Here is a 20581-nt window from a genome sequence, read left to right as displayed (position 1 = left end):
ATTGATCTGCGCGTCGGTCAGATGCGCGATTCGACGGCGTTCGCGATGTCGGACAGGTCCTTGGCCAGAGCCTTGGCGACGGCCTTGGCGCCGAAGCGGGCGAGCAGCCGCGCGACCAGGCCGGGGGTGCGCCCCTGGGCGGGCCGCGCCGAGAAGGCCATCCGCAGCGTGGTGCCCCCGCTGCCGTCCGGGGTCAGGGTGAGTGCGGAGACGTAGTGCATGCCGTGCGAGTCGGCCACCGTGACGTACCGGTCGGGGGCCTCGCACTCGGTCACGGTCATCTCCTCCGTGGCCTCCTTGCCCAGCATGCGCCGGGTCTCGCGCCAGCGGGTGCCCACGCCGAAGACGCCCTCGGTGAGCACCTCCACCTTCTCGACGCCGGTCAGGACCCGGGGAAGGTCCTTCAGGTCGGTGATCGCCTCCCAGACCCGGCCGGAGGAGGCGGCGACGCGGCGCTCGACGACGACGGAGGTGGTGTCCGGATCCGTAGCGGTCATGGCTCCATGGAAGCCGGGCCGCCGGGCCCCCGCTACCGGACGAGCGCGTCCGCCTCCGCCCCGCCGCCCTCCGCGACGATCTCCTCGAGGGTCTGCGCCCTGCGGACGGCCGTGAAGGTCACCGCCCCGTCGTCGGCCACCGTGAAGCCGTGGATGCCGGGCCGGGGCAGGCTGTTGTACGCGTAGTGGTGGGCGAAGTAGTACGCGCCGGTGTCCGGGACGGCCACGACGTCGCCCGGGCGCAGCAGCGGCAGCGCGCGCCCGGCGGCCAGCAGGTCGCCGGCGAAGCAGGCGGGCCCCGCCACGTCCTGGACGGTCTCCTCGCCGGTGCGGGGGCGGCCCTCGGCGTCGTAGGCGAGGACGCGCAGCGGCCAGGAGGCGGGGGCGTAGACCGTACGGGTGGCGAGCTGCACGCCCGCGTGGGTGACCGCGATGGGGCGGCCGCCCGAGGTCTTCGTGTACTCCACCCGGGCGAGGACCGTGCCGTGCTTGGCGAGGAGGGAGCGGCCGAACTCGGTGACCAGCCGGTAGCGGCCGTCGAAGAGGCCCGGGACGGTGTCGGCGAGCAGCCGGGCGTACTCCGCGAACGTCGGCGTCTCCTCGTCCGAGGTGAAGTCGACGGGCAGGCCGCCGCCGATGTCGACGGTGTCGACCTGCTGCCGGCCGGCCGTGCGGTTGATCTCCTCGGCGAGCGCGTAGGTCTCGCCGACGCCCTGTGCCATCAGGGCGAGCGGAACGCCCTGGGAGCCGGTGTGGATGTGCAGCCGGGTCAGCCAGGGCCGTTCCAGGAAGGCGTGGACGACGGCCTTGCGCGCGCCCTCGTCGCGGAGCGCCACACCGAACTTCGAGGTGGCGGTCGCGGTGGACAGGGCGCCGATGGAACCGGCTCCGACCTGCGGGTTCACCCGGAGTCCGAGGGGTGAGGCGGTGGGCGCGGCGGCGACGAGCGCGTCGAGCCTGGCCAGCTCCTGGAGGTTGTCGGCGTTGACGGCGATCCCGAGCGCGAGGGCCTGGCGGAGCTCGGCCGGGGTCTTCGCGGGGGAGTCGAGCACGGTGTGGGCGGGCGGGATCCCGGCTGCCCGGGCGAGGGCCAGCTCGCCGGGGCCGGCGACCTCGACGCCGAGGCCGGCCTCGCGCAGCAGGCGCAGGACGGGCACGAGCGGGGCGGCCTTCACGGCGAAGGCGTGCAGGACGGGGGCGTCGGTGACGGCGGCGAAAGCGGTGGTCAGGGCGGCGGCGGAGGCGCGGATGCCGGCGGTGTCGAGCAGGGCGACGACCGGTTCGGCGGGGGAGAGGAGTCCTTGGTCGACGGAGGCTCGGACGGCGAGATCTCGGCGGGAGGAGGCCATGTGGCCCATCCTCGTCCATCGCGTCACCGGTACGGGTGAGGGCGGCCCTGTTGACTACAACTATTCAGCGCGTCAGGATGTGAATATCTGTACGACATTCGAGGAGGCACCGCCATGTCAGGACCCCGCCCCGTACGAGCAGCGCGCGGTACGGAACTGAGCGCCCTGGGATGGCAGCAGGAAGCCGCCCTCCGGATGCTCCAGAACAACCTCGACCCCGAGGTCGCCGAGCACCCCGACAAGCTCGTCGTCTACGGCGGCACCGGCAAGGCCGCCCGCGACTGGCGCTCCTTCGACGCCATGGTCCGCACCCTGCGCACCCTCAAGCAGGACGAGACGATGCTCGTCCAGTCCGGCCGCCCCGTCGGCGTCATGCAGACCCACGAGTGGGCCCCCCGCGTCCTCCTCGCCAACTCCAACCTGGTCGGCGACTGGGCGAACTGGGAGGAGTTCCGGCGCCTGGAGCACCTCGGCCTCACCATGTACGGCCAGATGACCGCCGGCTCCTGGATCTACATCGGCACCCAGGGCATCCTCCAGGGCACCTACGAGACCTTCGCCGCCGTCGCGGCCAAGAAGTTCGGCGGCACCCTGGCCGGCACCATCACCCTCACCGCCGGCCTCGGCGGCATGGGCGGCGCCCAGCCCCTCGCCGTGACCATGAACGACGGCGTCGCGATCTGCGTCGATGTCGACCCGCGCGCCATCGAGCGCCGCATCGAGCACCGCTACCTGGACGTGAAGGCCGACGACCTCGCCCACGCCCTCCGGCTCGCCACCGAAGCGCGCGACGCCCGCCGCCCGCTCTCCATCGGCCTCCTCGGCAACGCCGCCGAACTGCTCCCGCAGATGCTCGCCGAGGGCGCCCCGATCGACATCGTGACCGACCAGACCTCCGCCCACGACCCGCTGTCCTACCTCCCGATCGGCGTCGCCTTCGACGACATGGCCGACGCGGCGGCGAAGGACCCGACCGGCTTCACCCGGCGCTCGCGCGAGTCGATGGCCCGGCACGTCGAGGCCATGGTCGGCTTCATGGACGCCGGCGCCGAGGTCTTCGACTACGGCAACTCCATCCGCGGCGAGGCCCAGCTCGCGGGCTACGACCGTGCCTTCGCCTTCCCCGGCTTCGTCCCCGCCTACATCCGCCCGCTGTTCTGCGAGGGCAAGGGACCGTTCCGCTGGGCCGCCCTCTCCGGCGAGGCCTCGGACATCCACAAGACGGACAAGGCGATCCTGGACCTCTTCCCGGAGAACGAGTCCCTGCACCGCTGGATCAAGATGGCCGGCGAGCGCGTCCACTTCCAGGGCCTGCCCGCCCGCATCTGCTGGCTCGGCCAGGGCGAGCGCGACAAGGCCGGCGACATGTTCAACGACATGGTCGGCAACGGCACCCTCGCCGCCCCCCTCGCGATCGGCCGCGACCACCTGGACTGCGGCTCCGTCGCCTCCCCGTACCGCGAGACCGAGGCCATGCTCGACGGCTCCGACGCGATCGCGGACTGGCCGCTGCTGAACGCCATGGTCAACGTCGCCTCCGGCGCCTCCTGGGTCTCCATCCACCACGGCGGCGGCGTCGGCATGGGCCGCTCCATCCACGCCGGCCAGGTCTCCGTCGCCGACGGCACCAAGCTCGCCGGCGAGAAGATCCGCCGCGTGCTCACCAACGACCCCGGCATGGGCGTCATCCGCCACGTCGACGCGGGCTACGACATCGCCGAGCGCGTCGCCGACGAGAAGGGCGTCCGCGTCCCGATGCGCGAGGGCGACCAGGCCGCCGAGGGTGACTCCGCGTGAGCGACAGCTTCCACGCCATGTGGCGGTCGCTGCGGCCCCTCGGCCGCAGCGCCGCCTCGGGCGGCTACCGCCGCTACGCCTGGACCGAGGCCGACGCCGACTGCCGGCTCTGGTTCCGGATGCAGGCCGAGGCCCGCCGCCTGGACGTCGAGACCGACCGCAACGGCAACCAGTGGGCCTGGCTCGGCGACCCCACGGCCGGCGACGCCGTCGTCACCGGCTCGCACCTGGACTCCGTCCCCGACGGCGGCGCCTTCGACGGCCCCCTCGGCGTCGTGTCCGCCTTCGCCGCCCTCGACGAACTCCGCTCCCGCGGCGTCTCCTTCCGGCGGCCCCTCGCCATCGTCAACTTCGGCGACGAGGAGGGCGCCCGCTTCGGCCTCGCCTGCGTCGGCTCCCGGCTCACCGCCGGCCGGCTGACGAAGGAGCAGGCGTACGCACTCCGCGACGCCGACGGCGTCACCCTCCCGCAGGCCATGGAGGCGGCCGGGTACGACCCCGAGGCGATCGGTCCCGACCCCGAGCGGCTCGCCCGCGTCGGCGCCTTCGTCGAACTCCACGTCGAGCAGGGCCGGGCCCTGGACCTCTCCGGCGACCCGGTCGGCATCGCCTCCGCCATCTGGCCGCACGGCCGCTGGCGGTACGACTTCGCGGGCGAGGCCAACCACGCCGGCACCACCCGCCTCGTCGACCGGCGCGACCCGATGCTCACCTACGCGGAGACGGTCCTCGCCGCCCGCCGCGAGGCCGAACTCGCGGGCGCCGTCGCCACCTTCGGCAAGATCGCGGTCGAGCCGAACGGCGTCAACGCCATCCCGTCCCTGGTCCGCGGCTGGCTCGACGCCCGCGCCGCCGACCAGGGCGCCCTGGACAAGGTCGTCCACGGCATCGAGGCGGAGGCCCGCGCCTTCGCCGACCGCCACGGCATCGACCTCACCGTCGTCCGGGAGTCCTTCACCCCGGTCGTGGACTTCTCGCACGCCCTGCGCGACGAGCTGTCCCGGATCCTCGGGACCTCGGGCGAGGTCCCCGTCCTCGGCACCGGCGCCGGCCACGACGCGGGCATCCTGTCCGAGTCGATCCCGACCGCCATGCTGTTCGTACGGAACCCCACCGGCGTCTCGCACTCCCCGGCCGAATCCGCGGCCGAGGACGACTGCGTGGCCGGTGTCCTCGCACTCGCCGACGTACTGGAGGAGCTGGCGTGCCGCTGACGACGTACTGGCTGGAACACGCCTGGCTCGGCACCAACGTCGAGCCGGGCGTGGCCCTGACCGTGTCCACCGGCGACCCCGCCGCGGGCTTCCCGGACGGCCGCGTCGACGCCGTGCGCACGGGAGTGGACGCGCCCCCGCCGGGCGCCGTCGTCCTGCGCGGCCTGACGATCCCCGGCCTCGCCAACGCCCACTCGCACGCCTTCCACCGGGCCCTGCGCGGCACGGTCCAGGTCGGCTCCGGCACGTTCTGGACCTGGCGCGAGGTCATGTACAACGTGGCCCAGCGGCTCACCCCCGACAGCTACTTCGCCCTCGCCCGCGCCGTGTACGCGGAGATGGCGCTCGCGGGCATCACGGCCGTCGGAGAATTCCACTACCTCCACCACGCGCCCGGCGGCACCCCGTACGCCGACCCCAACGCCATGGGCGAGGCCCTGATCGCCGCCGCCGGCGAGGCCGGCATCCGCATCACCCTCCTCGACACGGCGTACCTCTCGTCGGGCTTCGGCGCCGCGCCCGACCGCCACCAGCTCCGCTTCTCCGACGGCACGGCCGACGCCTGGGCCGAGCGGGCGAGCGGCCTCAAGGAGCGCGACGGCGTGCGGATCGGGGCGGCCATCCACTCCGTGCGCGCGGTCCCCGCCGACCAGCTGTCCACGGTGGCCCGCTGGGCCCAGGACCGGCAGGCGCCCCTCCACGTCCACCTCTCCGAGCAGACCGCCGAGAACGACGCCTGCCTGGCCGCCCACGGCCGCACGCCCACCCAGCTCCTCGCCGACCACGGCGTGCTCGACCACCGGACCACGGGCGTCCACAACACGCACATGACGGGCGCCGACATCGCCCTCATCGGCTCGACGTCCACCGGCACGTGCATGTGCCCCACGACGGAACGGGACCTGGCCGACGGCATCGGCCCCGCCGTCGCCCTCCAGCAGGCCGGCTCCCCGCTGTCGCTCGGCAGCGACAGCCACGCGGTGATCGACCTCCTGGAGGAGGCGCGCGCGATGGAACTGAACGAACGCCTCCGCACCCGCACCCGGGGCCACTGGACGGCGGCGGCACTGCTCCGCGCGGCCACCGCCGACGGTCACGCCGCCCTCGGCTGGGCGGACGCCGGAAGCCTGGAGCCGGGCGCCCTCGCCGACTTCACGACGCTCGCGCTCGACTCGGTCAGGACAGCGGGACCGGCACCGCGTCTGGCAGCCGAGACGGCGGTATTCGCAGCGTCGGCCGCGGACGTGCGGCACACGATCGTGGGCGGACGTCACGTCGTGCGGGACGGGCTCCACGCGGCCGTCCCGGACGCGGCCCACGCCCTCGCGGACTCGATCGCCGCGCTGCGCGGCTGAAGGAGAGACCCCCCATGAACACCGGCCCCGAGGCGACGAACAGCACGGCGGCGCACTCCGCCCCCACGAGCGCGAACAGCGCCGTGGCGACGACCGCCACCGCCATCGTCAACATCGCCAGTCTCGTCACCAACGACCCCTCCTGCGGTGATGGAACCCCTCTCGGCCTGATCCAGGACGCGGCCGTCGTCATCGACGGCGACCGTGTCGTCTGGGTAGGTGAATCCAGCAAAGCACCCGCCACTGACAACCGGATCGACGCCGGCGGCCGGGCCGTGATCCCCGGCTTCGTCGACTCCCACTCGCACCTGGTCTTCGCCGGCGACCGCACCGCCGAGTTCAACGCCCGCATGTCGGGACAGCCGTACAAGGCGGGCGGCATCCGCACCACCGTCGCGGCGACCCGGGCGGCCTCGGACGAACAGCTCTCCGCGAACGTGGCCCGCTACCTCCACGAGGCCCTCCGCCAGGGCACCACCACCTTCGAGACCAAGTCCGGCTACGGCCTGACGGTCGAGGACGAGGCCCGCGCCCTGCGCATCGCGGCCCGGCACACCGACGAGGTCACCTACCTCGGCGCGCACATCGTCCCGCCGGACCACGCCGACGACCCGGCGGCCTACGTGGAGCTGGTGACGGGCGAGATGCTCGACGCCTGCGCCCCGTACGCCCGCTGGGTGGACGTCTTCTGCGAGAAGGGCGCCTTCGACGGCGACCAGGCCCGCGCGATCCTCACCGCGGGCAAGGCGAAGGGCCTCCACCCTCGGGTGCACGCCAACCAGCTCACCTACGGCCCCGGCGTCCTGCTGGCGGTGGAACTGGACGCGGCGAGCGCCGACCACTGCACCCACCTGACGGACGCGGACGTGGACGCGCTCGCCTCCGGGAACACGGTCGCCACCCTGCTGCCCGGGGCGGAGTTCTCCACCCGCGCCGAGTGGCCGAACGCCCGCCGCCTGCTGGACGCGGGCGTCACCGTCGCCCTGTCGACCGACTGCAACCCCGGCTCCTCCTTCACCTCCTCCGTCCCCTTCTGCATCGCCCTCGCGGTGCGGGACATGGGGATGACACCCGACGAGGCCCTCTGGGCGGCCACCGCCGGCGGCGCCGCGGCCCTGCGCCGCACCGACGTCGGCCGCCTCGCCCCCGGGGCGCGCGCCGACCTCGCCGTCCTCGACGCCCCCTCCGCCGTCCACCTGGCCTACCGTCCCGGCGTCCCGCTGGTCCACGAGGTCTGGCGCGGAGGCGCACGGGTGGTCTGAGCACACGGTTGAGTAGGGGTACTCAGGCGGGGGCCCGGCGCCCTCGCCGAGACTTCGATCATGACCTCGACGCCCCCGCGGAACACCCGAATCGGCAGCGGCCTCGCGCTGGCCGCCCTGTGCGCCCTCGCCCTGACCGCCTGCGGCACGACGGAGGCCGGCAAGGCCGCCCCGGCACGCTCCGGGGCGGCGGCCGCGCAGGTGGGTGACCCCACCGCGAGCCCCACGGCGCCCGTCCCCGCCGCGACGCCCACCGCCCCGCGCACCGACCCCGCCGACGACCCCCGCCTCACCCCCGCGCAGCAGGCCGCCGAGCTCCGGATGATGCAGCTCGCCCTCACCGTCGCCGAACCGTGCACGGGCGGCCCGGCCTCCGTGCCGCCGCCCCTGCCGGACGCACCCCTCGGCGAGTCGGGTGAGCCGGCGAGGGACCCGGGCGCCCCGCTCCCGCCGCCGGCCGGCGGCCCGTCCGACGTCCCCGTCCCGATCGACGACCCGGCCCCCGGGACCGGCCCGTCCTGGGACTTCGAGCGCGCCCGTCAGGAAGCCGGGCTGAGCGAGGTGGAGAAGTGCGCGGCGGGCCGCCACGGAGCCCGGATCGCCAAGGCGCTCGACGGCCGGACCCCGGCGGACCCGGCCGCCGTCGGGAAGGCCCTCCACGGCCTCGGGTACGACGTCGACCACCGCCTCGACGGCCCCCGCGAGAAGGGCGGCGCGGTCGTCTTCACCCTCGACCTCCGCTTCATGGGGCAGCTGTGCCTCACCGGCTCCTTCGACGGCACCCGCACCACCTTCGACCCCTACGGCGCCTCCCCCGAGGTCGCCTGCACGGACGTGCGCCGCCGCGCCTGAGCGCCCGCCCGGGGCGCGCCGGCCACCCCTGCGGGCACCGTCTCCGCCGCCCTCGGCATCCGCCCTCGGCATCCGGCCGGCCTCCGGTGACCGACCGCGCCGGGTGCGGGCGGCGGACGGCTGCGGGAGGATGGACGGGTGAGCAGTCGCCCGGCCGTCCCGCACCGCCCGGCCCGTTCCCTCACATGCCGGGCACGGAAGACGGGGTATGCGTGCCCCCTCCGGTTGCGGACGGGTACCGTCCTGTCCTGGCAGCACTCAGGGGGGAAGGCCGGGGGGTCGGTAAGGTGAGCGCTTTTCGCATGCGGATCGTGAGGCCCGGGGAGCTGACCGACCACGAGATCGAGGCGTGGCGCGCGCTGCGCATCACCTCCGGTGCGCCCGCGAACCCCTTCATGGAACCGGAGTTCACCCGCGCCGTCGCCGAGGTGCGGCCCGGCACCCGGGTCGCCGTCTGGTGCGAGGACGACGAGCCGGTGGGCTTCTTCCCGTACGAGAAGGGGCCGTTCGGGATGGGGCGGGCGATCGGCTTCGGCGTCTCCGACAGCCAGGGCGCCGTCCTGCGGCCCGGGCTGCGGCCGGCCCCGCGCGCCGTTCTGCGCGCCTGCGGGCTCGCCGTCTGGGACTTCGACAACCTGGAGGACGGCCAGCCGGTCTTCGAGGGCACCGCGTCCGAGTCCTTCGCCTCGCCCGTCATCGACGTCGGCGAGGGGTACGCGGCCTACGAGGCGCTGCTGCGCGTCCGGTCGCCGAAGTTCCTCAAGACCACCCTCGCCAAGGAGCGCAAGCTCGGCCGCAGTTCCGACGACGACGTCCGGTTCGTCTTCGACGAGCGCGATCCCGCCGCCCTGCGCACCCTCATGGAGTGGAAGTCCGCCCAGTACCGCAGGACCGGCCGCGGCGACCGCTTCGCCAAGGAGTGGATCAGCGCCCTCGTCCGCCGCCTCCACCGGCAGCGCGCGCCCGGCTGCTCCGGGGTGCTCTCCGTGCTGTACGTCGGGGACCGCCCGATCGCCGCCCACTTCGGCCTGCGCTCCCGCTCCGTCCTCGCCTGCTGGTTCCCCTCCTACGACCCGGAGTTCGCGAAGTACTCGCCCGGTCTGGTGCTCCACCTGCGGATGGCGGAGGGCGCGGCGGCCGCCGGGATCACCCTCCTCGACCTGGGGCGCGGGGCCGCCGAGTACAAGGACTCGCTGAAGACGGGCGAACTGAGGGTGCACGAGGGCACCGCCGTCCGCCCGGGCGTCCGCGCCGCCCTGCACTGGGTGCGCCGCGAACCGCCCCGCCGCGCCGTCGGGTTCGTCCGTGAACGGCCTGCCCTCGCCGCCCGCGGCCGCGCCGCCCTCAACGGCGTGGCCCGCCTGCGGGGCAACCGTTGACGCCCTGCCCCCGCCCCGCCCTCGTCCGTCGTACCTCCGTGGGGGATCCCCGATGAACAGCCCTGCACCCCGGCCGATATCCGTCGCCGAGCTCGACCTCGACTCGCCCGAGGGGCCCGTCCTGGCGTTCCGCCCGGCGCCCGGGGGGCCGCCGGTCGAACCGGGCGAGGTGTACGCGCTGGTACGGCTCCGGGGCCGGCCCGCGGCCACCGTGGTCGCCGCCGTGGCCGAGGGGGAGGACCCGGCCGAGGTGCTCGCCGGCCCCGCCCGGCGCCGGCTCGCCGAGGCGGGCCCGCGGACGGACGCCGAGCGGCTGGCCGCCGCCCGGCCGCTCGCCCGCCCCGACCTCCTGGACCGGAGCCGGCCCGCCGCCGTCCCGCCCCGCGCCTCGGTCGTCGTCGCCACCCGCGAGCGCCCCGAGCAGCTGGCCCGCGCGCTCGACTCGCTGCTCGCCCAGGACCATCCCGACCACGAGCTGATCGTGGTGGACAACGCGCCGCGCACCACCGGCACCCACGACCTGGTCACCGGGGCGTACGCGGGCCGCGTCCGGTACGTGCGCGAGGACACCCCCGGCCTCGCCGTCGCCCACAACGCCGGGCTGGCCGCCGCCGACGGCACCGTCGTCGCCTTCACCGACGACGACGTGATCGCCGACCCGCACTGGCTGACCGCCCTGACCGAGCCGTTCGCCGCCGACCCCGGACTCGGCTGCGTCACCGGCCTCATCCTGCCCGCCCGCCTGCGCACCCCGGCCCAGATCCTGCTGGAGTCGCACGGGGGCTTCGCCAAGGGGTTCGCGCCCCGCGTCTACGACCCCGCCGAACCGCCCGCCGACGAGCCGCTGTTCCCGTTCACGGCGGGCAGCTTCGGATCGGGCGCGAACATGGCGTTCCGGGCCTCGGCCCTGCGCGAGGCCGGCGGCTTCGACCCGGCGACCGGCACCGGGACCGCGGCCAGGGGCGGCGACGACCTGTACGCGTTCGTCGCGGTCCTCTCCGCCGGCTTCCGGCTCCGCTACACCGCCGAGGCCCTCGTCTGGCACCACCACCGCGACACCTGGCAGGACCTGCGGAACCAGGCGTACGGCTACGGCGCGGGCCTCACGGCCTACCTCACGGCGACGCTGGTGCGCCGCCCCCGCCTGCTGCCCGCGCTGCTCGCCCGGCTCCCGCGCGGCCTCGCCCACGCCCGGACGATGACGGCGCAGCGCGGGGAGAACCCCGACGGCGGGGTCCCGGGCGAGCACGGCACCCACCACCATCCCTGGCCTCGCGGCCTCTCCCGGCTGGAGCGACGCGGCATGCTGTTCGGCCCGATCGGATACGCGCAGGCCCGCGCCCGGGCGCGGCGGGGGAGGAACGCCCGATGAGCGGAGCCCCCGTCCACGCCCGGATACCCGTCCTCCTCTACCACGCCGTGATGGAGGACCCCCCGGAGTGGATCGCCGAGTTCACCGTCTCGCCGAAGGAGTTCGCCGCCCAGCTGGACGCGGTCGTCGCCAGCGGCCGGACCGCGGTGACCGTCGGCGAGCTCGCCGCGCACGTCACCGCCGGCACCCCGCTGCCGCCCCGCCCCGTCGTGCTCACCTTCGACGACGGCTTCGCCGACCTCGTCGGGCCGACGGCCGAGGCCCTCGCCGCCCGCCGGCTCCCGGCGACCGCCTACCTCACCACCGGCGCCCTCACCCCCGGCCGCCCCTGCCTGCTGCCGCCCGCGCCGATGATGACGCTGGCGCAGGCGCCGCGCCTGGAGCAGTACGGCATGGAGATCGGCGCCCACACCGTCACCCACCCCCAGCTCGACACCCTGGCGCCGGGCGCCCTGCGCCGTGAGCTGCGCGAGGCCAGGGCGGTCCTGGAGGACGTCCTCGGCCACGAGGTCCGGCACCTCGCCTATCCCCACGGGTACAACAGCCCGGCGGTCCGCCGGGCGGCCGCGGCCGCCGGGTACACCTCGGCCGTCGCCGTCCGGCACGCGCTGAGCTCCGGGACCGACGAGGTCTTCCGCATCGCCCGGCTCATCCTGCGCCGTGGCCACACCGTCGCCGACGTCGAGCAGTGGATGGAGGGGCACGGGGCGAAGTCCGCGCCCTACCCGGACTCGCTGCCCACCGTGGGCTGGCGGATGTACCGCAGGGCCCGCGCCCTGGTCAAGGGGCCCGAGTTCGCGGGCTGACCGCGGGCCGGCGGGGCCGCCGCGCACCGGCGGACGACAACGTTCCGGGGCCGTCCGGGAGTTGATCGGCCGTACAAAACCGAAGTACCTTCCTGTACTTCGCCGAAGGGACAGTTCGTGGGGGGAGTGGCGTCGTGCAGCACCATGTGCCAACACCGGTGACCGGGAGCGGCGTTCCGTCGCGGCCCGGTCCGGCGGGCGGGGAGACGGAGGGCGGGGCCGCGGGCCGCGGCCGTCCCGACCTCGCCGGCCTCCTCCGCTCGCCCGTCACCCACAACGTCGTGCCGCTGGCCGTGGCCGCCGGGCTCTGGCTCTGGGCGCTGCCCCGCATCGACTTCCGCGACATGGACCAGTTCGGGCTGCTCGACCGCTTCCCGATCGCCTTCTACGCCGCGCTCGCGGTCCTGACCTTCGGCTTCGTCCTCACCCTGCGCCGGGCGGGCACCGCCCCGCTCTGGCCCGCGACGTACTGCGCGGCGATGCTCGTCGCCCTCAAGGCGCCGCCCGCGATCCTCTACGACACCGTCCGCTACGCCTGGGCGTCCAAGCACGACGCGATCATCACCCGGATGCTGACCGAGGGGACCGTCCACCCCGGCCGGCCCCTGACCGGCGGCATGTCCGCGTACGACCAGTGGCCGGGCTTCTTCGCCCTCGACGCGGCCCTCGTCCGGGCCTTCGGCGTCGACGCCGCCGCCTCGTTCATCAACTGGGCGCCGGTCGCGCTCGGCATGCTGACCGTGCCCGTCCTCATCCTGATCTACCGCACCTTCAGCGACGACTGGCGTCTCGTCTGGACCGGCGTGTGGATCTTCCAGCTGGCGAACTGGGTGGGCCAGGACTACCTGTCGCCGCAGGGCTTCTCGTACCTGCTCTACCTCACCGTGTTCGCCGTCGTCGTCCGGCACTTCGTGCTGCCCGGCTCGGCCGGCGACCTCCGCGACCGGTCCACGCTCGACCCGGCCGCCTCGTCCGTGCCGCCGCCCACCACCACCCGGCAGCGCGCGGTCGCCGTCCTGTTCCTCCTGCCGATCATCGCGACGATCAACGCCGCGCACCAGCTGACCCCCATCATGCTGTGCGCGACCCTGGCCGTCCTCTGCCTCACCCGCCGCTACCGCAACCTCGGGCTGCTCGCCGTCTCCGGCGCCGTCATGCTCGTGTGGAACCTGACGATGGGCCGGGAACTCTTCCTGGAGACCCTCGGCACCCTGCGCGAGAAGGCCGGCGACCTGCTCGCCAACTCGCGGCCCGGCTTCGCCGGCGACCCCACCGGCCCCGGCCCCGAACTCGTCGGCAGCGCCAACATCGTCATGGTCCTCGCGCTCGGCGGCCTGGCCGCCGCGGCCGTCCTGCTCCGCCGCCGGCTGGTCCGCAGCGCCCTGCCGCTGCTGCTCGCCGCCGCCGCGCCCGTGCCGATGTTCGCCGTCAACGACTACGGCGGCGAGATGATCTTCCGCGTCTATCTCTTCGGGCTCCCCGGCGCGGCCTTCTTCGCCGCCGCCGCGCTCGTCCCGGCGGCGGGGGCCGTGAGCCGCGCCGCCGTGCTCGCCCGCCGGGCGACCGCCGTCGCCCTGCCCGTCACCCTCGTCGTCATGCTCGCCGGGTTCCTGCCCTCGTACTACGGCAAGGAGGGCATGCACTACGCCCCGGCCGGCGAGACCGCGCTCACCCGGCACGCCTTCGACCAGGCCCCCGAGGGCGCGCTGATCATCGCGGCCACCGGCGCGTTCCCGGACTCGTACTACCGCTACGACCGCTACGACCGGTGGTTCTTCACCGAGCAGGAGGTCGACGAGAACCTGCGGATGCTGAAGGACCCGGCCGGTTACCTGGCCGGCGGCATCCCCGCCGGGCAGCCCGCGTACGTCGTGCTGACCCGCACCCAGGCCGAGTCCGTCATCGGCGAGGGGTACCTGCCGGAGGGCGGCTACGACAGCCTGCGCGCCGCGCTGGAGAAGTCTCCGCTCTTCACGGTCCTCATGAAGAACGCCTACGGGACCGTCCTGCGCTACACCCCGCCCGCCGCCCGCTGACCGCCCGCCGAACCCCCAGGAACAGGTACGCCATGGCCCCGCCACGCCTGACCCCGCGCGTCCAGCGCCGCGCCGCGCTCGCGGCCTCCGGATGGGTCGCGCTCGCCGCGACCGCCCTCCCCGGCGGTTCGCCGCTGCGCTGGATCCCCGTCCTCGTCTTCGTCACCGTCGCACCGGGGCTCGCCCTGCTGATGCCGCAGCCGTCCGGCCTGCGGCCGGGGGCCCGCCTGGAGGCCCTGGCGTTCGCCGCGCCCGTCAGCCTCTCCGTTGCCACGCTCACCGCGACCACGCTGTTCCTGACCAGGACCTTCTCCCTCACGGCCTTCCTGCTGGTCCTCGCCCTCTTCGTGACCGTCGCCGCGCTCCTCCCGGGCGTCCCCCTCCCCGCCGCCACCCGCGGTGCGGTGGAACGCGACGCCGCCTGAGGACGGGGCGCTACCGCCGCCGGCCCGCCGCCAGTCCCCGGAAGGCGCAGACGGCCATCGTCGCCCCGCCCAGCCCCAGCACCAGCGGCACCGGCGCGGCCGCGAAGCCCTGCTGCCCCGCCCACCCGGCCCACACCAGCACCCACACCACGCCGGCGGTGATCCGGTCGCCGGCCCCCAGCACCCGCAGCAGGATCCCGGCGAGCACCAGGCACACCGCCTGGAGCAGGATCGGGGCCACCGGTCCCGCCAGGCCGTCGCCGAGGAGCTCCGCGCCCGGCCCGCCCGCCGCGGCGGGCAGCAGGCCGAGCAGCGGCGGGGCGGTGTGCAGGGCCAGGAAGGTCGCGAGGAGGACCGCCGCGGCGAAGTCCGGACGGAAGGCCCGCAGGCCCACGGCGGCGCCCTGGAGGGCGACGAGCAGCAGCCCGGCGGCGAGCGTCGGGACCGGGAGCGCCGTCAGCAGCCCCGTCCCGGAGAGCCGCTCCACCTCCAGCGCGCCGGAGCGGAGCAGCGGGACCCAGAAGACGCCCGCCGCGAGGCCCAGCAGCAGCCACAGCCCGGCCCCCCACCGGTCGGCGGCGCCCCGCCCCGCGGCCGGGGCGGGCGGCGGGGCGGGGACGGCCGCTGCCGCGGGCGCCCGCACGGCCGAGGGCCCGTCCGCCGGCGCGTCGGCACGCGGCCGTGGCACGAAGACGGGGATGCCGAACGCCGGGGTCACCGACTCGTGCGCGCCCCGCAGATAGGCGCTCTCCCGCGCCCAGTTCGTGCCGTAGTCGTCGGTCGCGCCCTCCCGCGCCGCGGCCCCCGGGCGGCCCTCCGGGGCCCGGCCGGCGAGCACCGCCCGCAGCCCCGGCACACAGGCCACCGCCACCAGCGTCATCGAGCCGAGGACGGCGTATCCCGCGCCGGAGATCCCGTACGGACCGAGCAGGAGGACCGCGCTGCCCAGGACCAGCGCGCACATCGCGCCCTGGAGGACGGCGAGCGCGCCCGTACGGCCCTGGACCCGCAGCACTCCGATGTACAGCTCGACCGCGACCCGGGGCAGGGCGGCGGCGGCCAGGAGCCGCAGGACGGTCGTGCCGTTCTCGGCGTACTCCTCGCCGAAGGGCGTGAGCAGCACCGGGGCCAGGACGACGAGGAAGAGCACCACGGGGACCAGCAGCAGCACCATGCGGCGCAGCGCCCCCCTGACCCCCTCGGCGAGCGACTCGGGGCTGTGCGAGGCGTGGGCGGTGAGCGAGGAGGCCATGTTGATGGCCATGAACTCCATCGTGCCGCCGACGGTGTACGCCGTGTAGAAGAAGGCGTTGTGGGCGGCGTCGAAGCGGACGGCGACCATCACCGGCAGCAGGTTGATCATGGCGAGGCTGAACAGCGCGCCGACGGAGTCCCCGGCCATGAACCGGCCGATCTCGCGCAGCGTGGGCGGCTCGCGGTCGTGGTCCGCGCCGGCCTGCCGGGGGATGAGCCGCCGGAAGACGAGCCAGGCGAGCGGCACCACGGACAGGGCGATCGCCGCCGACCAGGAGACGAACACGCCGAGGAGGGGCAGGCCGGCGGCGAGGACGCCGAGCAGCACGAGCTTGCCCAGGGAGAAGACGGCGTTGCCGACGGGGACCCAGATCGCCCGTCTGAGGCCGGTGAGGACCCCGTCCTGGAGGGTCAGCAGCGCCCAGCCGACGCAGGAGGCGGTGAAGAACAGCCCGGCGGACAGGGTGCCGAGTGGGGCGTACGACGGCCCCCACAGGTCCAGGGTGAGCAGGAAGACGCCGCAGGCCACGGTGACGACCACGGTGCTGACCAGGTACAGCCGCAGCACAAGGGGGCCGGTGGCGCGGCCGGCGCGGGGCACGTACCGGACGACCGCGCCGATCATGGTGGTGGCGGTGAGGGAGGCGAGCATCCGCTGCGCGGCGATGGCGGCCGAGCCCTGGCCGACGGCCTCCTCGGAGTAGTAGCGGGCGGCGACCAGCCAGAAACCCAGGCCGAGCGCCGCGGAGACGCCGGTGGAGAGCATCAGGGCGTAGGCGTTGCGAAACATCGACTCCGCGCCCGCGTCCCCGTCGCCGGGGCCGCTCCCGGTGTCCGGGGGCCCGGGCACGGGGTCCGCCGCCTCCCCGGTCGCGGACCGCTCCCGGCCCCGCAGCCGTACCGTCTCCGTCACCGGGCGCCCCCGACGGCCGCGGACGGGTGGTGGGCGGGGTGCACTCCGGCGGTCCGCAGCACGGCGAGGACCTCGCCGGCGCGCCGCGGGTCGACGGGCAGGGCGTGCCGGGCGAACCAGGCGGCCGCCTCCGGCGCGGGGGAGGGGTCGGTGAACGCCTCGCCCGCGTAGCTGTCGAGCGGCGGGTCGTAGAGGTAGCCGGTGGTGATCCGGTGCCGGGCGAGCGCGGCGGCCGCGGCCTCCCGGTCGGCGACGAGCAGCGGGACCCGGAACAGCGGCTGGGCCGGCTCGTCGGCGGCGCCGGGTGCCGCGAACTCGCTGGCCAGGAGCCGTTCGGTGCCCTCCCGGTGCGCGGCGAGGACGGTGTCGAGCCGTGCCAGCCTGCGGGCGGTGCGGCGCAGCCGGCCCGCCCCCGGCCGGAGCCGGTAGTCGTGCAGGTCGACCCGTATCCAGGAGTGGAAGGGGTCGAGCGCGGGGGCGGCGGGCAGGGCCCGCGCCAGTTCGTCGGCGCGCAGCGGCATCCGGATCTCCTCGCGCTCCTCCAGGCCCAGCGCCCGCAGGGCCGCCCGCGCGGCCGTGACCAGCCGCAGCCCGCGCACGGCGGTCTCGGCGTACGGCCTGACCAGGTGGGCGAGTTCGGCGGTGGCGCGGGTCGGGTGCAGCAGCGCGTCGCGGGCGGCGGCGAGCTCCCCGCGCAGCGCCGGGTCGGCGAGGGTGAGGAAGCCGCCGGTCTTGGCGGCGGTGTGCTTGGAGAGGCTGAACACCGACGCCTCGCCGTACGTGCCGGCCGGGCGTCCTCCGACGGTGGAGCCGATCGCGTGGGCCGCGTCCTCGATCAGCGGGATGCCGAGCCGGTCGCACCGGGCGCGCAGCTCGGGCGCCGGGTCCGGGTTCCCGTACAGGTTGGTGGTGAGGACGGCGGAGAGGCCCCGCCAGACGGACTCGGGCACCGCCTCCGTGTCGATCGACCCGTCGCGGGGGTCGAGGGGCGCCTGCACCGGGCGCAGTCCGGCGGCGAGGGCGACGAAGAAGATGACGTCGTCGTTGACGGGCGACATCAGCACCCGGCCGCCGGGCCGGCACCAGTGGCGCAGCGCGAGGTAGAGACCGAGACGGCACGACGGCACGTAGAGGCACTCCCTGCCCCCGAGCCGGCCGCGCATGCGTTCTTCCAGTTCCGCGTACGCAGAAACCATGTGATTCCCCCCTGAAACCCCGGGCTCAATGTCGCCCAATCCGGAAGGCACGTCAACACGGGCCCGCCGCGGGGCGGAAGCGGCGGGTCCGGTGGGGTGCGTCCGGTCGTGCGGAAGGGCCCGTCCGCGGTCGGCCGACCGTGAACGGGCCCTTCCGGGGGCCATTTTGACGGCTCGGGGGAGCCGGTGGAGGTCATTCGTCCAGAGTGAGGCCCCGGCGCAGCCGGGCGAGGGTGCGGGAGAGCAGCCGGGAGACGTGCATCTGCGAGATGCCGAGCTCCGTGCCGATCTCCGACTGGGTGAGCCCGGAGACGAAGCGCAAGGAGAGGATCTGCCGCTCGCGCTCGGGCAGCGAGGCGATCATCGGCTTCAGCGAGGCGATGTACTCGATCCCGGTGAGGCCGCGGTCCTCGTAGCCGAGCCGGTCGACCAGGGAGGTCTCGCCGCCGCCGCCCTCCTCGTCGTCGGGCTGGGCGTCGAGCGAGCTCGCCGTGTAGGCGTTGCTCGCCGTCATGCCCTCGACGACCTCGGCGGGGGTGATGCCGAGGGCGTCGGCCAGTTCCGCGACGGTCGGGGCGCGGTCGAGGCGCTGTGCGAGGTCGTCGCCGACGCGGGCGAGGTCGAGCCGGAGCTCCTGGAGGCGGCGGGGGACGTGCACGGACCACGAGGTGTCGCGGAAGAAGCGCTTGATCTCGCCGATGATCGTGGGCATCGCGAAGGTCGGGAACTCGACGCCTCGGGTCAGTTCGAAGCGGTCGATCGCCTTGATGAGGCCGATGGTGCCGACCTGGACGATGTCCTCCATCGGTTCGCTGCGCGTGCCGTAGCGGGCGGCGGCGAACCGGACGAGGGCCAGGTTGAGTTCGACGAGCGTGTTGCGGACGTACGCGTACTCGTGGGTGCCCTCTTCGAGTGCGGCGAGCCGGGCGAAGAGCTGCTTCGACAGGGCGCGCGCGTCGACCGGGCCGATCCGGTCGAGGGGCCGGTCGGTCGGCAGCTCGGGGGAGAGGGCGGGCAGGTGGTCGAGGGGGTGCGTCGCCGACGGCGCGTCGGGGGTACGCGGGGCGTCGAGCCGGGGTGACATGGGTCTCCTTCGTCGTTCTTGCTGCGGTTTGCGGCGCCTCCGAAGCCGGTCGTGTCGGGTGTTCCCTTCTAGCCCTACCTGCTCGACGGCAATCGTTGCAAGTGCCAATAATCCGTTTCGTCCCTTTATGTGGGGGCCCTGTGTGCACAGAGGGCCCACCCGCTTGTAGGGTTCGGGGCACGTCAGTCGGCACCACGAGAGCGAGAAGAGGCACGGCCATGGACCGCCAGCACATCGGCAGCGCGCAGCCCGCACGGCTGCGGGTCGAGGTCAGGACCGTGGACGGCGCGACCGAACTCCTCGCGCCGGTGGGTGAACTGGATCACCACACCGCCGAACTGCTGCGCGTCCCCCTGGACGACGCGCTGGACGAGGGCCGTACGCGGCTCGTCGTCGACTGCTCGGGCCTGGAGTTCTGCGACTCGACCGGGCTCAACGTCCTCCTCGGCGCCCGGCTGCGGGCCGACGCCGCCGGCGGCGGTGTCCACCTGGCGGCGATGCGGCCCCCGGTGGCCAGGGTGTTCCAGATCACGGGCGCGGAGGCGGTCTTCACCGTCCACGAGACGCTCGCCGCGGCGCTCCCCGACTGAGCCCCGCGGCCCGCACGTCGCACCCGGTCAACCCGTCTGGTCAACCTGTCTCGTCAATCGGTGAGGTGAAGCGCTGATGGACCACGATTCCGACGTCCGTACGCTCGCCCTCGGCGAGACCAGCGGCACCGTGCCGCTCGCCCGCGACTTCACGCGGACGGCGCTGCGGGACTGGGGCTGGCTGCCCGCCGCCGGCGCCGACCGCAGGGCCGCCGCCGAGGACGTCCTGCTGGTCGTCTCCGAGCTCGTCACCAACGCCTGCCTGCACGCCGAGGGTCCCGAACGGCTGCGTGTCCTGCGCCGCTCCGAGGTCCTGCGCCTGGAGGTCACCGACCGCGGCGCCGGCCAGCCCGCGCCGCGCACCCCGCACCGCTCGGGCCGCCCCGGCGGCCACGGCATGTTCATCGTGCAGCGGCTCTGCCTGGACTGGGGCATCGAGCGCACCCCCGGCTCCCCCGGCAAGACGGTCTGGGCCGAACTCGCCTCTCCCGCCTAGGGCTTGGGGGGGGCAGCCCCCCCGTTTCCCCGCGGGGAGGGGGGGGGGGGGGGACAGGCTCAGCACGCGCAGATCCTCGATCAGGCGCGACAGGCCCTCGACCTGTGCAAGCAGGCTGCGGAACTGCGTCTCGTCTGGCTGGAACACGCCCTCGGCCAGGCCCTGCAGGCGCCCGCGCAGGATGGTGACCGGCGTCCGCAGTTCATGGGCGATGGCTGCATGCCACATCGCACGCTCGCTTTCCATGTGCTGCAGGCGGCGCGCCATCGCATTGAAGTCTTCAACCAGGGTGGCCACTTCGCCCGGCGAGTTCTCCTCGGCGCTGGCACGCGCGCCGAGGTCGCCGCCCGCGAGCGCGCGCACGCTGTCGACCAGCGAATTCAAGGGCGACAGGATGCGATGCGCCAGTCGGAACGAGGCGGCAATGGCCAGTGCCAGGCCGGTCAGGATCACCCCAACCATCCACGCCAGCTCCGGTCCGGTCGGCAGCCAGCTTTCCGGTTCCTCGGCACTGCCGGGGAAGAACTCGACCAGCACCGCGTACAGCAACCATGACGACAGGATCATCATCACGATCACACCGATCACCATCAACGACATCGAGACGATGATGTGTCGACTGAGCCCGGAGCGGCGCAGGCGGGCCATCAGCGGTCGGCCATCAACCGGTAGCCGACGCCGCGCACGCTGGCCGGAACATTGAC

The 20581-nt window shown here is 74.7% G+C and carries 17 protein-coding genes and 1 pseudogene; 12 read left to right on the top strand and 6 right to left on the bottom strand.

The window, feature by feature from the left end; all coding sequences use genetic code 11:
* Positions 1-17: 17 nt before the first annotated feature.
* Positions 18-497 carry an SRPBCC family protein gene (locus ACZ60W_RS28705; RefSeq protein WP_469758285.1) on the bottom strand — a complete coding sequence of 160 codons (480 nt, stop codon included), beginning with the start codon at positions 495-497 and terminating at the stop codon, positions 18-20.
* Positions 498-529: 32 nt separating this feature from the next.
* Positions 530-1855: a type III PLP-dependent enzyme domain-containing protein gene (locus ACZ60W_RS28700; RefSeq protein ID WP_469758284.1), complete on the bottom strand. Its 1326-nt coding sequence runs from the start codon at positions 1853-1855 to the stop codon at positions 530-532.
* 105 nt (positions 1856-1960) lie between these two features.
* On the opposite strand from ACZ60W_RS28700, the gene hutU reads away from it, so the two are divergent.
* The 10 genes from hutU to ACZ60W_RS28650 all read left to right on the top strand — a co-directional run bounded on the left by hutU (position 1961) and on the right by ACZ60W_RS28650 (position 14344).
* Positions 1961-3643 carry a urocanate hydratase gene (hutU, locus tag ACZ60W_RS28695; RefSeq protein ID WP_469758283.1) on the top strand — a complete coding sequence of 561 codons (1683 nt, stop codon included), beginning with the start codon at positions 1961-1963 and terminating at the stop codon, positions 3641-3643.
* A 17-nt stretch (positions 3644-3660) separates the two neighbouring features.
* Positions 3661-4857 (top strand): allantoate amidohydrolase, encoded by a 1197-nt coding sequence (locus ACZ60W_RS28690; protein WP_469758319.1) that lies wholly within the window; start codon positions 3661-3663, stop codon positions 4855-4857.
* Positions 4848-6212, top strand: a complete 1365-nt coding sequence (locus tag ACZ60W_RS28685; RefSeq protein ID WP_469758282.1) for a formimidoylglutamate deiminase — start codon at positions 4848-4850, stop codon at positions 6210-6212. Before ACZ60W_RS28690 ends, ACZ60W_RS28685 begins: the two co-directional genes overlap by 10 nt.
* A gap of 14 nt (positions 6213-6226) precedes the next feature.
* Positions 6227-7474, top strand: a complete 1248-nt coding sequence (gene hutI, locus ACZ60W_RS28680; protein WP_469758281.1) for an imidazolonepropionase — start codon at positions 6227-6229, stop codon at positions 7472-7474.
* Positions 7475-7534: 60 nt separating this feature from the next.
* Positions 7535-8326, top strand: coding sequence for a hypothetical protein (locus tag ACZ60W_RS28675; protein WP_469758280.1), 792 nt, complete (start codon positions 7535-7537; stop codon positions 8324-8326).
* Positions 8327-8628: 302 nt separating this feature from the next.
* Positions 8629-9705, top strand: coding sequence for a GNAT family N-acetyltransferase (locus tag ACZ60W_RS28670; protein ID WP_469758279.1), 1077 nt, complete (start codon positions 8629-8631; stop codon positions 9703-9705).
* A gap of 52 nt (positions 9706-9757) precedes the next feature.
* Positions 9758-11077, top strand: coding sequence for a glycosyltransferase family 2 protein (locus ACZ60W_RS28665; protein ID WP_469758278.1), 1320 nt, complete (start codon positions 9758-9760; stop codon positions 11075-11077).
* Complete coding sequence (locus tag ACZ60W_RS28660; RefSeq protein WP_469758277.1) at positions 11074-11883, top strand: polysaccharide deacetylase family protein; 810 nt, start codon at positions 11074-11076, stop codon at positions 11881-11883. The genes ACZ60W_RS28665 and ACZ60W_RS28660 overlap by 4 nt, the downstream gene beginning before the upstream one ends.
* A gap of 158 nt (positions 11884-12041) precedes the next feature.
* Complete coding sequence (locus tag ACZ60W_RS28655; protein WP_469758276.1) at positions 12042-13919, top strand: hypothetical protein; 1878 nt, start codon at positions 12042-12044, stop codon at positions 13917-13919.
* A 32-nt stretch (positions 13920-13951) separates the two neighbouring features.
* Positions 13952-14344, top strand: a complete 393-nt coding sequence (locus ACZ60W_RS28650; protein ID WP_469758275.1) for a hypothetical protein — start codon at positions 13952-13954, stop codon at positions 14342-14344.
* 10 nt (positions 14345-14354) lie between these two features.
* Here the strand turns inward: ACZ60W_RS28650 and ACZ60W_RS28645 are convergent, their stop codons facing one another.
* From ACZ60W_RS28645 to ACZ60W_RS28635, 3 genes are all read right to left on the bottom strand, one after another.
* The gene (locus tag ACZ60W_RS28645) at positions 14355-16511 is read right to left on the bottom strand and encodes a lipopolysaccharide biosynthesis protein (protein WP_469758274.1); all 2157 of its coding nucleotides are present in this window, start codon (positions 16509-16511) and stop codon (positions 14355-14357) included.
* Positions 16508-17707, bottom strand: coding sequence for a DegT/DnrJ/EryC1/StrS family aminotransferase (locus ACZ60W_RS28640; RefSeq protein WP_469758273.1), 1200 nt, complete (start codon positions 17705-17707; stop codon positions 16508-16510). The genes ACZ60W_RS28645 and ACZ60W_RS28640 overlap by 4 nt, the downstream gene beginning before the upstream one ends.
* A gap of 193 nt (positions 17708-17900) precedes the next feature.
* The gene (locus tag ACZ60W_RS28635) at positions 17901-18791 is read right to left on the bottom strand and encodes an RNA polymerase sigma factor SigF (protein ID WP_469758272.1); all 891 of its coding nucleotides are present in this window, start codon (positions 18789-18791) and stop codon (positions 17901-17903) included.
* 218 nt (positions 18792-19009) lie between these two features.
* Here ACZ60W_RS28635 and ACZ60W_RS28630 point away from each other — a divergent pair, with 218 nt between their 5' ends.
* Together ACZ60W_RS28630 and ACZ60W_RS28625 are read left to right on the top strand one after the other, a co-directional pair.
* Positions 19010-19381, top strand: a complete 372-nt coding sequence (locus ACZ60W_RS28630) for an STAS domain-containing protein (protein WP_469758271.1) — start codon at positions 19010-19012, stop codon at positions 19379-19381.
* Between the two features lie 76 nt (positions 19382-19457).
* Positions 19458-19877 carry an ATP-binding protein gene (locus tag ACZ60W_RS28625; RefSeq protein WP_469758270.1) on the top strand — a complete coding sequence of 140 codons (420 nt, stop codon included), beginning with the start codon at positions 19458-19460 and terminating at the stop codon, positions 19875-19877.
* A gap of 117 nt (positions 19878-19994) precedes the next feature.
* Here the strand turns inward: ACZ60W_RS28625 and ACZ60W_RS28620 are convergent.
* Positions 19995-20339: pseudogene (locus tag ACZ60W_RS28620) on the bottom strand (HAMP domain-containing protein); the annotation flags it as partial.
* Positions 20340-20581: the final 242 nt, after the last annotated feature.

The organism is Streptomyces sp. NPDC104202 (assembly GCF_055584185.1).
Note: the sequence above shows the minus strand (reverse complement) of the source record. Positions and strands in the feature narration are given on the sequence as shown.